The sequence below is a fragment of the Hydrogenophaga sp. genome (genome assembly GCF_051860785.1).
Lineage (GTDB): Bacteria > Pseudomonadota > Gammaproteobacteria > Burkholderiales > Burkholderiaceae_C > Hydrogenophaga.
In genome coordinates, this window is record NZ_JBIMLB010000007.1 from 15,995 (window position 1) to 29,846 (window position 13,852).

Annotated in this window: 14 protein-coding genes; 5 read left to right on the forward strand and 9 right to left on the reverse strand. The window is 65.5% G+C overall.

The window, feature by feature from the left end:
* Nucleotides 1–10: 10 nt before the first annotated feature.
* Genes ACTIF6_RS11150 through ACTIF6_RS11165 form a run of 4 tightly spaced genes read right to left on the reverse strand, consistent with a single transcriptional unit; the run spans nt 11 to nt 3,985 of the window.
* Nucleotides 11–1,057, reverse strand: a complete 1,047-nt coding sequence (locus tag ACTIF6_RS11150; protein ID WP_439588048.1) for an ABC transporter ATP-binding protein — start codon at nt 1,055–1,057, stop codon at nt 11–13.
* A gap of 17 nt (nt 1,058–1,074) precedes the next feature.
* Nucleotides 1,075–1,896: a carbohydrate ABC transporter permease gene (locus tag ACTIF6_RS11155; RefSeq protein WP_439588049.1), complete on the reverse strand. Its 822-nt coding sequence runs from the start codon at nt 1,894–1,896 to the stop codon at nt 1,075–1,077.
* A gap of 10 nt (nt 1,897–1,906) precedes the next feature.
* Nucleotides 1,907–2,764 carry a carbohydrate ABC transporter permease gene (locus tag ACTIF6_RS11160; protein WP_439588050.1) on the reverse strand — a complete coding sequence of 286 codons (858 nt, stop codon included), beginning with the start codon at nt 2,762–2,764 and terminating at the stop codon, nt 1,907–1,909.
* Between the two features lie 15 nt (nt 2,765–2,779).
* On the reverse strand, nt 2,780–3,985 hold the full coding sequence (locus ACTIF6_RS11165; RefSeq protein WP_439588244.1) for an ABC transporter substrate-binding protein: 1,206 nt from the start codon (nt 3,983–3,985) through the stop codon (nt 2,780–2,782).
* A gap of 396 nt (nt 3,986–4,381) precedes the next feature.
* Here ACTIF6_RS11165 and ACTIF6_RS11170 point away from each other — a divergent pair, with 396 nt between their 5' ends.
* Nucleotides 4,382–5,017 carry a hypothetical protein gene (locus ACTIF6_RS11170; RefSeq protein WP_439588051.1) on the forward strand — a complete coding sequence of 212 codons (636 nt, stop codon included), beginning with the start codon at nt 4,382–4,384 and terminating at the stop codon, nt 5,015–5,017.
* A 97-nt stretch (nt 5,018–5,114) separates the two neighbouring features.
* Here the strand turns inward: ACTIF6_RS11170 and ACTIF6_RS11175 are convergent, their stop codons facing one another.
* Nucleotides 5,115–6,140, reverse strand: coding sequence for a LacI family DNA-binding transcriptional regulator (locus ACTIF6_RS11175; RefSeq protein WP_439588052.1), 1,026 nt, complete (start codon nt 6,138–6,140; stop codon nt 5,115–5,117).
* 179 nt (nt 6,141–6,319) lie between these two features.
* Between ACTIF6_RS11175 and ACTIF6_RS11180 the strand changes: the two genes are divergently transcribed.
* The 4 genes from ACTIF6_RS11180 to ACTIF6_RS11195 are packed head-to-tail and all read left to right on the forward strand — an operon-like array spanning nt 6,320 to nt 9,679.
* Entirely contained in the window at nt 6,320–6,841 is a 522-nt protein-coding gene (locus ACTIF6_RS11180) for a gluconokinase (RefSeq protein WP_439588053.1), read from the forward strand.
* Nucleotides 6,838–7,329, forward strand: coding sequence for a TRAP transporter small permease subunit (locus ACTIF6_RS11185; RefSeq protein WP_439588054.1), 492 nt, complete (start codon nt 6,838–6,840; stop codon nt 7,327–7,329). The genes ACTIF6_RS11180 and ACTIF6_RS11185 overlap by 4 nt, the downstream gene beginning before the upstream one ends.
* A gap of 4 nt (nt 7,330–7,333) precedes the next feature.
* Entirely contained in the window at nt 7,334–8,626 is a 1,293-nt protein-coding gene (locus ACTIF6_RS11190) for a TRAP transporter large permease (protein WP_439588055.1), read from the forward strand.
* A gap of 33 nt (nt 8,627–8,659) precedes the next feature.
* Nucleotides 8,660–9,679, forward strand: a complete 1,020-nt coding sequence (locus ACTIF6_RS11195; RefSeq protein ID WP_439588056.1) for a TRAP transporter substrate-binding protein — start codon at nt 8,660–8,662, stop codon at nt 9,677–9,679.
* 27 nt (nt 9,680–9,706) lie between these two features.
* Here the strand turns inward: ACTIF6_RS11195 and glxR are convergent, their stop codons facing one another.
* Genes glxR through ACTIF6_RS11215 form a run of 4 tightly spaced genes read right to left on the reverse strand, consistent with a single transcriptional unit; the run spans nt 9,707 to nt 13,744 of the window.
* Nucleotides 9,707–10,591, reverse strand: a complete 885-nt coding sequence (gene glxR, locus ACTIF6_RS11200) for a 2-hydroxy-3-oxopropionate reductase (RefSeq protein WP_439588057.1) — start codon at nt 10,589–10,591, stop codon at nt 9,707–9,709.
* Nucleotides 10,592–10,627: 36 nt separating this feature from the next.
* On the reverse strand, nt 10,628–11,416 hold the full coding sequence (locus ACTIF6_RS11205; protein WP_439588058.1) for an HpcH/HpaI aldolase family protein: 789 nt from the start codon (nt 11,414–11,416) through the stop codon (nt 10,628–10,630).
* A gap of 22 nt (nt 11,417–11,438) precedes the next feature.
* Complete coding sequence (gene gudD, locus ACTIF6_RS11210; protein ID WP_439588059.1) at nt 11,439–12,788, reverse strand: glucarate dehydratase; 1,350 nt, start codon at nt 12,786–12,788, stop codon at nt 11,439–11,441.
* A gap of 2 nt (nt 12,789–12,790) precedes the next feature.
* The gene (locus ACTIF6_RS11215) at nt 12,791–13,744 is read right to left on the reverse strand and encodes a Bug family tripartite tricarboxylate transporter substrate binding protein (protein WP_439588060.1); all 954 of its coding nucleotides are present in this window, start codon (nt 13,742–13,744) and stop codon (nt 12,791–12,793) included.
* Nucleotides 13,745–13,852 lie beyond the last annotated feature (108 nt).

Sequence of the window (13,852 nt, forward strand, 5' to 3'; positions counted from 1 at the left end):
CGGGATCGGCTCAGGCGTGGGTGCGGGCGCCAATGGCGCGTCCGTCGTGGTTGAAGAGATGCAGCACCGAGGGATCGAGCTCGACCGCCACGGCATCGCCCACGCGCAGGGGAGTGCGTTCGTTCTGGCGCGCGATCAACTGCACGCCGCCCACGTCCACGTGGATCAGGGTGTCGGCGCCCAGGGCCTCGACCAGATCGACCCGGCCCGGCACGCCCGCAGTGCCCTGGCCCGGGTGCACGCGCAGGCCCTCGGGGCGCACGCCCAGAAAGCCGTCGTCTGGCAATCGGCCGCCGGTCTGCGCCGAAAAACTGGGGATGGCGTTGGCGGCGACCATGTTCATCGACGGCATGCCGATGAACTGCGCGACGAACTGGTTGGCCGGGTGGTCGTACAGCTCCAGGGGCGAGCCGACCTGCTCGATCAGCCCGTCCTTGAGCACCACCACGCGGTCGGCCAGCGTCATGGCCTCCACCTGATCGTGCGTCACGTAGATGGTGGTGGCACCCAGGGCCACATGCAGCTTGTGGATTTCCACCCGCGTGTTGCCACGGAGCGCGGCGTCGAGGTTGGACAGCGGCTCGTCGAACAGGAACACCTTGGGCGCGCGCACGATGGCGCGGCCGATCGCCACGCGCTGGCGCTGCCCGCCCGAGAGTTCCTTGGGCGTGCGGTCCAGGTACTGCGTGAGGTTGAGCTGCTTCGCGGCGTGGTCCACCTTCTTGCGGATCTCGTCCTTGGGCACGTTGGCCAGCTTGAGCGCGAAGGACATGTTGTCGTACACGCTCATGTGCGGATAGAGCGCGTAGCTCTGGAACACCATCGCCAGGTCGCGCTTGCCCGAGGGCGCGTGCGTGATGTCCTTGCCGTCGAGCAGCAGGTTGCCGCTGGTGGTGGGCTCCAGCCCGGCAATCAGCCGCAGCAGCGTGGACTTGCCGCAGCCCGACGGACCCACGAAGACGATGAACTCGCCCTTCTTGATCTCGAGGTCCACGCCCTTGATGATGTGCGCGTCGCCAAAGCTCTTCTTGATGCTCTTGAGCTGCAGGTAGGCCATGTTGCTTGTCTCCGGGATTACTTGACGGCGCCGAAGGTCAGGCCTTGCACCAATTGCTTTTGTGAGAACCAGCCGAACACCACGATGGGCGCAATCGCCATCAGCGAGGCGGCCGAGAGCTTGGCCCAGAACAGGCCTTCGGGGCTGGAGTAGGAAGCGATCAGCGTGGCCAGCGTGCCGGCCTTGGCGGAGGTGAGGTTGAGCGCCCAGAAGGCTTCGTTCCAGTTCAGCACCAGGCACAGCAGGCCGGTGGAAGCCAGGCCGCCGATGGAGAGTGGCAGCACCACATGGCGGAACTCCGTCCAGAGGTTCGCGCCGTCCATGCGCGCCGCTTCCAGGATCTCGTTGGGAATGTCCTTGTAGCTCGTGTAGAGCATCCACACCATGATGGGCAGGTTGGACAGCGTGAACACGATGGTGAGCGCGCTCAAAGAGTCCAGCATGCCCGCGGTCTGCGCGAGCACGTAGATCGGCACCAGCGCACCCACCGCCGGCATCATCTTGGTGGAGAGCATCCACATGAGGATGTCGCGCGTGCGCTTCGTGCGGAAGAACGCCATGGAGTACGCGGCGGGTGCGGCGATCAGCAGGCCGATGATGGTCGAGCCCAGGCTGGTGATGAGCGAGTTGCGCGCGTAGAGCAGGTAGTCGCTGCGGCGTTGCACCTCGCCGAAGTTGTCCATCGTCGGCTCGAACACGAACAGTGGTGGCACGGCAATGGCCTGCAGCTCGGTCTTGAAGGCCGTGAGGAACAGCCAGCCCAGCGGGAAGAACAGCAGCAGGGCCACGGCCCAGGCGCCAACGGCGCGCAGGACGATGAGCAGGGGATGGGTGGGCATGGTCGTCGCCTCAGTCCAGGTTCTTGCCGATGATGCGGATCAGGAAGACCGCGACGATGTTGGCCAGCACCACCGCCAGCAGCGCGCCGGCCGAAGCCACGCCGACGTCGAAATTCATCAGCGACTGCTTGAAGATCAGGTAGGTGAGGTTGGTGCTCTCGTTGCCCGGGCCACCATTGGTGGTGATGGCGATCTCCGCGAACACGCTGAGCAGGAAGATCATCTCGATCATGATCACCACCGCCATCGGGCGCGCCAGGTGCGGCAGCGTGAGGTAGAAGAAGCGCTGCGGCGCGCTGGCGCCGTCCATTCGAGCGGCCTCCATCTGCTCGCGGTCCAGCGACTGCAGCGAGGTGATGAAGATCAGGCAGGCGAACGGCAGCCACTGCCAGGCCACCATGATGATCACCGAGAGCAGCGGCACGTTGGTGAGCCAGTCCACCGGTGTGAGGCCGAAGAACTTCCACACACTGGCCAGCACGCCGTAGATCGGGTTCATCATCATGTGCTTCCACAACAGCGCATTCACCGCCGGCATGACGAAGAACGGCGAGATCAGCAGCACGCGCACGATGCCCCGGCCCGGGAAAGGTTCGTTCACCAGCAGTGCCAGCAGCACACCGAACACCACCGTGATCACGATGACGCTGCCGATGAGCAGCAGCGTGTTCCACACCGCAGGCCAGAAGTCCGGGTCGGTGATGAAGTACTCGAAGTTGTGCAGGCCGGCGAACGTGCGCTCGCCGGGTTGCATCAGGTTGTAGTTCACCAGCGAGAAGTACACCGTCATCAGCAGTGGCACGATCATCCAGAGGACGAGCGCGATCACTGCCGGCGCCATCAGCGCCCGGGGCAGCAGTCGGTTCATGCGAGCGGTCCCCGCTTACTTGGTGTAGCCGGCCTTCTTCATCTCGCGCTCGGCCATGGTCTGCGCGGTCTTCAGCGCCTGGTCCACCGTGACCTTGCCCGCGAGCGCTGCGCTCATCTGCTGGCCCACCGCCACGCCGATCGCCTGGAACTCGGGGATGGCCGCGTACTGCACACCCACGTAGGGCGACTTCGGCAAGGTGCTGTCGTTCGGGTTGGCCGAATCGATCGCCTTCTTTTCAGCGGCAGCGAACTTGGCCACCTTCTGGAATTCGGCATTCGCGTAGGTGGACTTGCGCGTGCCTGTGGGCACCGCGCCCCAGCCCTGTTCCTTGGCCACCAGGTTGATGTAGTCCTTCGAGGTTGCCCACTTGATGAAGGTCTGCGCGGCGGCGTCCTTCGTGGAACTGGCGGGAATCGCCAGGTTCCACGACCACAGCCAGTTCGCGCCCTTGGGCGTGACAGCCACCGGCGCCTGCGCGAAGGCCACCTTGTCGGCCACCTTCGATTGTTTCGGGTCGCTGATGAAGGAAGCGGCAATGGTGGCATCCACCCACATGGCGCACTTGCCTTCGTTGAAGAGCGCGAGGTTCTCGTTGAAGCTGTTGGCCGAGGCGCCGGGCGGGCCGTACTTCTTCATCAGGTCGACGTAGAAATTGATCGCGTCCTTCCAGGGCTTGGTGTCGATCTGCGGCTTCCACTGCATGTCGAACCACTGGCCGCCGTTGGTGTTCACCAGCGTGGTGAGGAAGGCCATGTTGTCCCCCCAGCCCGGCTTGCCGCGCAGGCACATGCCATACACGCCGGCCTTGGGGTCGTGCGCCTTGGCGGCGAAGGCCTTCACCTGCTCCCAGGTGGGTTGCTCCGAGATGGTGATGCCGGCCTTGTCGGCCAGGTCCTTGCGGTACATCAGCATCGAGCTCTCGCCATAGAACGGCGCGGCGTACAGCTTGCCCTCGTGCGAAAGACCGCTGCGGATCGCAGGCAGCAGGTCTTCCACGTCGTAGGCCGCGTCGGTGGCGATGGGCTTGAGCCAGCCCTTCTTCGACCAGATCGGCGCTTCGTACAGGCCGATGGTCATGATGTCGAACTGGCCGCCCTTGGTGGCAATGTCGGTCGTTACGCGCTGGCGCAGCGTGCCTTCCTCCAGCGTGACCCACTTGAGCTTGATGTTCGGGTTGGCCTGCTCGAAATGCTTGCCGAGTTTCTGCATCTCGATCATGTGGCCGTTGTTCACTGTGGCGATCACGAGCTCGGTGTTGGCCTGGGCATGGGCGGCGCCGGCGCCCAGCAGGGCGGCAGCGAAAACGGTGGCGAGGCGGAAGTTCACGTGTTGTCTCCTGATGTTCTGTGGCGGAATCGGGGCGCGGCCGTTCATGATCGACCGTGGGCAGATTCTGGCCACGAAGTCAGGCGAGATTTGTACGGAAACCGGTCGATTCCGTACTCTCTTGCATCTGCGGGCTGGGATTTACCCTAGGAAATGGGGGAGAGTTTGCGTCTTTGATCTGTGCAGTGCGTTTTGGGTCATGATGCGATTCGCGATCTGAGCGTTTAGGAGCTACTCAGATCAAGCGTTGGGCTGCAAAGCGGCAGTGTCAGATGCTCGGGAGCGAACATGAATTGGGATGCGCTTGCGAAACCTCTTGAAGTTCTGAACAAGCTCGTTGTCACTCTTGCCGTAGGCGTGGGCGGAGGATGGGCCTGGTACACATTTAACGGGGAACTGAAACGGGAGAATGCGCTAGCCCAACTCCAAAAACTTCAGCGCGAGATTGCCGATCACAAGCGATACGCGGTCGAATCAGAAGTGACTGCTGAAGCGCTTCCTCGTCTTGGCAGTGAGTACCACGTTAAGGTAACGGTCGTTGTGGTCAACCGCGGTGCGGTGGACACTGAAGTTCCCATTGCAGCGAAGTCACTTCGGATCACACCGCTGGTGACGCCGGACCTTCCTGAGCAGCCTCGTCTAGCCCGCACCACAGTCTTCGCGCCGCAGCCGCTGATGACCAACGTAGAGGGTCACCTTGTGGAGGTGAAGTCATTGACCCTGCCTGTGGGCTCTCAGAATTCGCTTCACTACGTTGCTCAAGTAGACGCACCAGGCCGGTATATGGTGGAGTTCAGTGCTCGGAGACCGGTCAGTTCGCCGCCCACGAGCGAAGTCTTTGAGCTCAATGCCAGTCAACTGGTAGATGTTCCTGAAATCGCTACCACTACAGGTTACAAGGAAGAGCGGAAGGCTTTGCGGTGATGCACATTGCTTCGCTCGCATCGTGAATATTGGCCTCGCCGCGATCCCCCTTCACCAGTTCAACCGCCAGGTTTTGTAAGGCCAACTCCGGCCGAGACTAGCTACTCCCGCGCACCAGCAGCTCGAAGTCCAGGTCCACCGAGTTCACGGCGGGCGCTTCGCCGCGCATCAGGCCCAGCAGCATCTGTGCGCTGGACTCGCCGATGGCGCGCCGCGGGGTGCGCACGGTGGTCAGCGGCGGCACCATCTGGTCGCTGCCGGAGAGGTCGTTGAAGCCGGCCACCGCGATGCGCCCCGGCACGTCGATCTTCAGGCGAAGCGCCGTCAGCAGGCCACCTTGCGCGAGGTCGTCGTTGCAGAAGAACACCGCGTCCACGTCGGGCCGCGTGCGCAGCAAATCTTCGAGCAACTCGCCACCGAGGCGCATGGACGAGGGCTGCGGGCTCAGCAGTTCCAGGCGTGCGTCGTACAGGCCGTGCTCGCGCAGGCAGCGGCGGTAGCCTTCGGCGCGTTGCATGGTTCGCGGATCGAGCTGGGCGGCGACGAAGGCGATGCGCTTGCGTCCGCGCTGCACCAGGTGTTCGGTGATGGCGTGACCGGCTTCGATCTGCGAGAAACCGACGCAGTAAACACCGGGCGCTTGCGTGAGTTCCATCAGGTACACGCAGGGCACGCCGCTGCCGGCAATCAGCTGGCGCGCGGCCTCGGTGCGGTCGAAGCCGGTGAGCAGCAGGCCGGCCGGGCGGTGCGCGAGGTAGCTGCGCAGCAGCTGTTCTTCTTCCAGCGGTTCGTAGTGCGTCACGCCGATGAGCGTCTGGTAGCCGTGGGGCCAGAGGGTGCGTTGCACCGACTCGAGCACGTCGACGAACAGGGCGTTGGACAGCAGCGGCACCAGCACCGGCACCTGCGCGCTGCGCTGCGAGGCCAGGGCGCGCGCGGCCGGGTCGGGCACGTAGCCCAGCTGGGTGGCCGCCGCCTTGACGCGCTCCACGAGTTCGGCGGCCACGCCGCGTTCGCCGCGCAACGCGCGGGAGGCGGTGATGGGGCTCACCTCGGCCGCCTGGGCCACGTCGCTGAGGGTGATGCGGCCGCTGTGGCGGCGCTTGCGTTCGGAGGGTTCCAAGGGTTTTCCCGGTATTTGAAGCACGGCACTGGCGATTAGGATAGCGCTGTCCAGCGCATTGGACACCCGAATTTACCCTGAACCTGCGCCTGCATGTTGCCATGAAGCCTCTGGACATCCGAGGCAGAGACCGCAACGCCGCCGCAGCTCTTTTTTTCTCACTTGGGACAGCGCTACCAATGAACCATCGGCCCGAAAACACCTTGCTCGTCGTCATGGGCGTGGCGGGTTGCGGCAAGTCCAGCCTGGGGCAGTTGTGCGCCCGTGCGCTGGGTGTGCTGCTGCTCGAAGGCGACGATTTCCATTCCGCCAGCAACATCCAGAAGATGCGCCAGGGCACGCCGTTGAGCGATGAGGACCGGGCCGCCTGGCTCGACACCCTGGCCGCGCAACTGCAGGCGCACCGCGATGGCGTGGTGCTCACCTGTTCCGCGCTGCGCCGCCGCTACCGCGACCGCCTGCGCGCTGCGGCACCCGGCTTGCGCTTCGTGTTCCTCGATCTCACGCTGGAGCAGGCGCGCGAGCGCGTGGCGGCGCGACCCGAGCACGTGTTCCCGGTGAGCCTGGTGGCCAGCCAGTTCGAGACGCTGGAAGACCCGCGCCAGGAGCCCGGCGTGCTGCGCCTGGACGCCACGCGCGAGCTGGCGGCACTGGGGGCCGAGGTCACCCGCTGGGTGCGTGGTTCGGAGGTGGTGCAATGAGCGCCGCCCGCTTTCTCCAGCGCGGCGCCGAAGCCTTGCTGGCGCTGTGTCTGGCCGCCATGGTGCTGTGCGTGTTCGGCAATGTGGTGCTGCGTTATGGCTTCAACAGCGGCCTGAACGCCACCGAAGAACTCTCGCGCCTGTTGTTCGTCTGGATGGTGTTCCTGGGTGCCACCGCCGCCTACCCGGCGGGCCAGCACATGGCGTTCACCAGCCTGGTGGGCACGCTGCGCCACCGCCCGAAGGCTTTTGCTTTCGCCACCCTGGTCATCCGGCTGCTGGTGCTGCTGGCCTGTGTGCTGCTGGGCCGCGGCGCGTGGCAGCAGGTGGTGGTGGGCATGAACAGCAATTCCGTGGTGCTGGGCTATCCGGTGGCGCTGCTGCCGCTGCCCGCGCTGCTGTGTGCGCTGGCCATCGGGTTCATGGTGCTGGTCGAGATCGTGCGGCGGACACCGCTCGACCTGGGCCACGCGGTGGACATGGAGTGAAGCCATGAACGTCGAAGCACTCGCTTTCATCGTCTTCATGGCCGGCATGGTCCTGCTCATGGGCGTGGGCATGAACATGGCGTTCGCGCTGCTGCTCACCGGGGCCGCCATGGCCTGGGTGATGGACTTCTGGGACACGCAGCTGCTCGCCCAGAACATGGTGGCCGGTGTCGACAGCTTCCCGCTGCTGGCCGTGCCCTTCTTCATCCTTGCCGGTGAGCTCATGAACTCGGGCGGCATCAGCCGCCGCATCATCGACATGGCGCAGGCCTGGGTGGGTCACGTGCATGGCGGACTGGGTTATGTGGCCATCGGCGCGGCGGTGCTGCTCTCGGCCATGTCGGGTTCGGCGCTGGCCGACGCGGCGGCCATGTCCGCCATCCTGCTGCCGATGATGCGCAAGCACGGCTACCCGGTGGCCTCGTCGGCCGGCCTGATCGCCGCCGGCAGCGTCATCGGGCCGATCATCCCGCCGTCGATGGCGTTCGTGATCTACGGCGTGACCACCAACACCTCGATCTCGGCGCTGTTCATCTCGGGCATCGTGCCGGGGCTGATCATGGGCGTGGCGTTGATCGTGGCCTGGCGCATCGTGCTGCGCAAGATGACGCTGCAGAGCAGCCCGGCGGTGCCGCTGGCTGAGCGGCTGCGCCTCACCGGTCGCGCCGTCTGGGCGCTGTTCATGCCGGTCATCATCATCGGCGGCATGAAGAGCGGCGTGTTCACGCCGACCGAGGCCGCCGTGGTGGCCGCCTTCTACGCGCTGGTGATCGCGCTCTTCGTGCACCGCGAGATGCGCCTGCCCGAGCTCTACCACGCGCTCGTGCGCGCGGCGAGCACCACCGCGGTGGTGATGTTCCTGTGCGCCGGTGCTGCCGTGGCCAGCTACATGATCACGCTGGCCGACCTGCCGTCCACGCTCTCGGGCTGGCTCGGTCCGCTCATCGAACATCCGCGTCTGCTGATGGTGGCCATGATGGTCGCACTGGTGCTGATCGGCACTGCACTCGACCTCACGCCCACGATTCTCATCATCGCGCCGGTGATGCTGCCCATCGCCGTCAAGGCCGGCATCGACCCGGTGTACTTTGGCCTCATGTTCGTGCTCAACGGCGCCATCGGCCTGATCACGCCGCCGGTGGGCACCGTGCTCAACGTGGTGGCCGGCGTCGGGCGGCTGCCCATGCACCAGGTGATCAAGGGCGTGAACCCCTTCCTGATTGCCTACCTCTTCGTTCTCGGCCTGTTCATCGTGTTCCCGCAGATCGTCACCGCGCCCGTGGCCTGGATGCGCTGACCTTTCAATTTCACCCACTCCAAGGAGACTGTCATGACCCTGTTCCGCCGCACCCTCATCGCCGCCACCGCGGCGGCCGCCTTCGCCGCCCCCTTCGCCGCCCTGGCGCAGGACATCAAGCCGCGCATCATCCGCTTCGGCTACGGCCTCAACGAAGTCTCCAACCAGGGGCGCGCCACCAAGCTCTTCGCCGACGAGGTGGAGAAGGCCTCGGGCGGCAAAATGAAGATCCGCGCCATCGGCGCCGCCGCGCTCGGTTCGGACGTGCAGATGCAGCAGGCGCTGATCGGCGGTGCGCAGGAAATGATGGTGGGCTCCACCGCCACGCTGGTGGGCATCACCAAGGAGATGGCGATCTGGGACACGCCCTTCCTGTTCGACAACGCCAAGGAAGCCGACGTGGTGCTCGACGGCCCGGTGGGCCAGAAGGTGATGGACAAGCTGCAGGAAAAAGGCCTGGTGGGCCTGGTGTACTGGGAGAACGGCTTTCGCAACCTCACCAACAACAAGCGCGCGGTCACCAAGCTCGAAGACATGGACGGCATCAAGCTGCGCGTGATGCAGAACAACGTGTTCATCGACAGCTTCAAGACCCTGGGCGCCAACGCCGTGCCGCTGCCGTTCTCCGAACTCTTCACCGCGCTGGAAACCAAGACCGTGGACGGCCAGGAGAACCCGTACAACACCATCCTCTCGAGCAAGTTCTATGAGGTGCAGAAGTACCTGACGGTGACCAACCACGTCTACAGCCCGTGGATCGTGACCGTGAGCAAGAAGTACTGGGACCAGCTCAGCAAGGACGAGCAGAAGGTGCTGATGGACGCCGCGAAGAAGAGCCGCGACTTCGAGCGCCAGGACACCCGCGCCGAGGCCGACAAGGCCCTGGCCGACCTCAAGGGCAAGGGCATGCAGATCAACCAGCTCAGCCCGGCCGAAGCCAACCGCATGCGCGAAAAGCTGGCGGCGGTGAACACCGGCATCGCCGCCAACGTGGGCGAAGACCTGTGGAAGGAAACGCAGGCGGCGGTGGCCAAGGCGCGCGCGGCCAAGTAAGCGCGCGGCGGCCGGACGGGACCCGTCTCAGTCCGGCGCCACCGGATGGCTGGCCATCAGCTCCAGCGCCTTCACCAGCGCGGAGTGGTCCAGATCGCCCATGCCGTGCGCGGCGCAGGCCTGCATCAGCTGCGAGGCATTGGCGGTCTGTGGCAGGCTCACGCCGATCTCGCGCGCGCCCTGCAAGGCCAGGTTCAAGTCCTTCTGGTGCAGCTTGATGCGAAAGCCGGGGTTGAAGGTGCGCTTGATCATGCGCTCGCCGTGCACTTCCAGGATGCGGCTCGATGCGAAGCCGCCCATGAGCGCCTGGCGCACCTTGGCCGGGTCGGCGCCGGCCTTGCTGGCGAACACCAGGGCTTCGCTCACGGCGGCGATGTTCAGCGCCACGATGATCTGGTTGGCGACCTTGGTGGTCTGGCCGTCGCCGTTGCCGCCGACCAGCGTGATGTTCTTGCCCATCAGTTCCAGCAGCGGGCGCACGCGTTCGAACACGGCTTCATCGCCACCGCACATGATGGTGAGCGAGCCGGCCTTGGCGCCCACTTCGCCACCGCTGACCGGGGCGTCGACGTATTGGCATCCAAGCTCGTTAATTCGAAGCGCAAAACCTTTGGTGGCCATGGGCGAGATCGAGCTCATGTCGACCACCACCTTGCCTTTGCTCAGGCCCGAGGCCACGCCGTTCTCACCGAACAGCACCGCTTCCACGTCGGGCGTGTCGGGCACCATGGTGAAGATGACCTCGGCTTCGCGCGCCACGGCGGCGGCGTTCTCGCAGCGCACGCCACCAGCGGCCTGTATGGCTTCAGGCACTTGGCTGCGCGTGTGCACGAACAGCTTGTGGCCGGCGTTGACGAGGTGCAGGGCCATGGGCGTGCCCATGATGCCCAGGCCGATGAATCCGATGTTCATATGTCTTCCTGGCAAGGGTGAAGGATTGAGAGACGTTCAGTAGCCGTCAGGCGTGGCCTTGGGCGCCGAGGCGCGCAGCGTGGACAGCACCTGCTGCGAGCCGGCGGCCATCAGGCGAGCGTCCGAACTGATGGTGACGAACTGGAAGCCCATAGCGATGCGGCGCGCGGCCGCTTCCGGCGAGCCGTTGTGAATGCCGGCCACCAAGCCGTGTGCCTTGGCGCGCGCCAGGATGTGCTCCACCGCGGCGGCGGCCTTGGGGTCGAGGTCGTCGAAGGTGGGGTTGCAACCAAGCGCGAGCGACAGGTCGGACGGTCCGATGTAGATGGCGTCCAGGCCGGGCACGGACAGGATGTCTTCCAGGTTGTCGAGCGCCTGCGCGGTTTCGATCATCGCGAAAGTGACGATGGTGTCGTTGGCGTGCTTGGGGTAATCGGCACCGCCGTAGAGGAGGGCGCGCACGGGGCCGAAGCTGCGCGTGCCCATCGGTGCGTAGTGCGTGTACGCCACCAGCTTCTGCGCATCTTCGCGCGTGTTCACCATGGGGCAGATCACGCCGTAGGCGCCGGCATCCAGCGTTTTCATCAGAATGCCGGGCTCCAGCCAGGGCACGCGCACCACGGGCACGGTGTCGGTGGTGGAGATGGCTTGCAGCATGGTGACCATGGCCTGGTAGTCGACCACGCCGTGCTGCAGGTCGACGGTGAGCGAGTCCCAGCCCTGGTGGGCCATGGTCTCGGCCGAGAAGCTGCTGGGGATGGCGAGCCAGCCATTGGCCACCGCGCCGCCAGCGGCCCAGATCTGTCGCAGTCGATTCGGTCTCATGGGTAGAAATGGTTGTGGTGATTCATCGGTCCAGCGCGGGGCGCTTGGGGTTGAAGGTCCAGTTCGGAATGAGGTACTGCATGGCGGTGGCGTCGTCGCGCGCGCCAAGGCCGTGCTGCTGGTACAGCTGGTGGGCTTTCTCCACCTCGGCCATGTCGAGTTCCACACCCAGGCCCGGCTTTTTCGGCACGTGCACATGGCCACCCACGATTTTCAGCGGTTCTTTCGTGAGGCGCTGGCCATCCTGCCAGATCCAGTGCGTGTCGATGGCGGTCACCTTGCCCGGCGCGGCGGCGCCCACGTGGGTGAACATGGCCAGCGACACATCGAAATGGTTGTTGGAGTGCGAGCCCCAGGTGAGGCCCCAGTCGCGGCAGGTCTGCGCCACGCGCACGCTGCCGGCCATGGTCCAGAAGTGCGGGTCGGCGAGCGGGATGTCGACCGACTGCAGCGAGAGCGCGTGGGTGAGCTGGCGCCAGTCGGTGGCGATCATGTTGGTCGCCGTCGGCAGGCCGGTGGCGCGGCGGAACTCGGCCATCACCTCGCGGCCGGAGAAACCATCCTCGGCGCCACACGGGTCTTCGGCGTAGGCCACCACGCCGCGCATGCGCTGGCCCAGTCGGATCGCGTCCTTCAGCAGCCAGCCGCCGTTCGGGTCCAGCGTCACGCGGGCGTCGGGAAACCGTTCGCGCAGCGCGGTCACCGCGTCCACTTCCTCGTCGCCGCGCAGCACGCCGCCCTTGAGCTTGAAGTCGTTGAAGCCGTAGCGCTCGCGCGCTGCTTCGGCCAGGCGCACCACCGCTTCGGGTGTCATGGCCTCTTCGTGGCGCAGGCGGCTCCAGGCGTCGGGCGCATCAGGCTCGCTGGCGTAGGGGAGGTTCGTCTTCCTCCGGTTGCCGATGTAGAACAGGTAGCCCAGCATTTCCACCGCGTCGCGCTGCTGGCCTTCACCGAGCAGTGCCGCCACGGGGACCTCGAGGTGCTGGCCCAGCAGGTCGAGCAGGGCCGACTCCACCGCAGTCACGGCGTGGATGGTGGTGCGCAGGTCGAAGGTCTGCAGCCCGCGACCGCCCGCGTCCCGGTCCTTGAACCTGCTGTGCAGTTCGCGCAGCAGGCGCTGGTGGTCGCCGATGGGCTGGCCCACCACCAGCTCGCGCGCTTCCTCCAGCGTCTGCCGGATTTTCTCGCCACCGGGCACCTCACCCACTCCGGTGCGCCCTGCGCTGTCGGTGAGGATGAGCAAATTGCGCGTGAAGAACGGCGCGTGCGCGCCACTCAGGTTGAGCAACATGCTGTCGCGCCCCGCCACGGGGATGGCGCGCAGGTCGGTGATGCGGGGTGTGGCGGCGGACACGGTGACGGGACTGAGCATGTTCAATCGGCTTTGATGTTGCGCGACTGGATCAGCTTCTGCCAGCGAGCGAATTCCGCCGCCTGGAAAGCGGTGAACTGCTCGGGCGTGCTGGCCACGACTTCGAAGCCCAGTTCCAGCAGCTTCGGCTTGACGGCCGGGTCGTTCAGCGCGTCGCGGATGGCGGCGTGCAGCTTGGTCTTGATGTCGGCGGGCATGCCCTTGGGGCCGGCCACGGCCTGCCAGGAATAGACGTTGGCGTCCTTGATGCCGAGCTCATCGAGCGTGGGCACGTTGGGCAGCAGTGGCGAGCGCTGGGCGCTGGTGATGGAGAGCGCGCGCAGCTTGCCAGCCACGATCTGCGGCATGGCGGTGTTGATGTTCATGAACGACGAATCCACCTGGTTGCCCAGCAGGTCGGTCATCACCGGGCCACCGCCTTTGTAGGGCACGTGCACGCCGGTGGTGCCGGTCTGCTGCCAGTAGAGCTCGGCCGTCAGGTGGTCGCTGCTGCCGTTGCCGGAGGACGCAAAGGTCATCTTGCCGGGGTTGGCTTTCTGGAACGCCATCACGTCGGCCATGCTTTTGTGGGCCGACGCGGCGGGCACCACCAGCACGTTGGGTGCCTGCACGGCGACCGAGATGAAGTCGAAATCCTTGGGGGCGTCGTAGGTCACCTTGAAGAGGTGGGGTGCGATCACGAACGGGCCAAGGGATGAGACGAAGAGGGTGTGGCCGTCGGGCGCAGAGCGCACCACCTGGGTGGCGCCGATGGTGCCGGTGGCACCAGGCTTGTTGTCGACCACGAAGTTGCCGCCGAGCTTCTCTTGCAGCTTGGGCTGCAGGGTGCGGGCGATGAGGTCGGTGGAACCGCCGGGCGGGAAGGGCACCACGATGGTGACGGGTTTGTTGTCGGGCCAGGCCATGGCCGTGGAGAGGGTCATGGCAGCGCCGAGCGCGCACAGCAGTTGTTTCATGTGGTCTGTCTCCTGTCGTTGGGAATGTGTGGCGGCGTGGCTTCAATTGGTACCGGTACCAGTTGAAGTTGGAGCAAATGGTACCGGTACCAAATGGGTCCGTCAATC